2 protein-coding genes are annotated in these 850 nt (G+C 75.5%); one reads left to right on the top strand and one right to left on the bottom strand.

What is annotated here, in order from left to right:
• Positions 1–136 precede the first annotated feature (136 nt).
• The gene (locus NBZ83_RS32390; protein ID WP_261568683.1) at positions 137–559 is read left to right on the top strand and encodes a hypothetical protein; all 423 of its coding nucleotides are present in this window, start codon (positions 137–139) and stop codon (positions 557–559) included.
• Here the strand turns inward: NBZ83_RS32390 and NBZ83_RS32385 are convergent.
• The coding region (locus tag NBZ83_RS32385) for a DUF6457 domain-containing protein (protein ID WP_368861943.1) at positions 523–850 on the bottom strand (328 nt) is incomplete at its 5' end. The two genes, NBZ83_RS32390 and NBZ83_RS32385, sit on opposite strands and share 37 nt — an antisense overlap.

Genomic DNA, 850 nt, shown 5'->3' with positions numbered 1-850 from the left:
CCGCCGCACCGCCGCACCGCCGCACCGCCGCACCGCACGAGCGTGCCGGCGTCCCTCCCCGCCGCCGCCGACCCCACACCCTGCGGGTATCGACCGACCACATGGGGACACGTCGACCGTGGGGCACACTGTCGGTATGGCGCACTATCGGCGTGGCCGGAAGGTTCCCGCGCTTCGTCCCACTCGACGCCACCTCGTCGGCGGGTTGACGGTGGTCGCAGTGTTCGCCCTGGTGGGGCTGACGGCGTGGAACCCGATCGCGGCCGTACCCGCGTTGGCAGCGATCATCGTGCTCGGCGTGATCGACCGGGCCATCGTGACGGCCGCACCCGGTGCAGGCGACCTGCCCTCCGGCCCGGCGGCCTTCAGTGGCGACGAGCCCGAGTGGGCCGATGACCTCGACACGCCGACGCAGGTGCTCCCGCGGCTGACCTTCGGCTACGCCCGGGCGACAAGCAACGGCGAGCAGTACGAGGAGCCCGACCAGGACGCGGTGCGCACCATGGCGATCGACATGCGCGGCTACCTCGACGAGGCGGGCCCCGGTCGGATGGGCTGAGCGGTCCCGCCCGCCCGCCGGGCGAGCAGACCGAGCACGGCCTCCGTCGCCGCGCGCACCGCCGCCGCCTCGTCGGTGCCGCCGGCGGCGGCTTCGCGACCTGCCGCGAAGCCGACCAGGAACGCGGTGAGCGGCGCCGCCGGGCGCGCGACCCCGTGGGCGACCTCCCGGGTGAGATCGAGCAGCGCGGCCACGTCGACGCCTGCCATCGCCAGGCGGAGCTCGGCGCTGACCTGCACGACCCAGCGGTCGACGACGTCGCCGTCACCGGCGGGCGGCGGGGTGGAGGCC

The organism is Frankia gtarii (assembly GCF_025403375.1).
Lineage (GTDB): Bacteria > Actinomycetota > Actinomycetes > Frankiales > Frankiaceae > Frankia > Frankia gtarii.
The sequence above is the reverse complement of the archived record's forward strand: the minus strand, read 5'-3'. Positions and strand labels throughout refer to the sequence as shown.

Excerpts from the sequence above, each read along its gene's own strand:
- NBZ83_RS32390 (WP_261568683.1), top strand. The coding sequence starts at position 137 with ATGGCGCACTATCGGCGTGGCCGGAAGGTTCCCGCGCTTCGTCCCACT.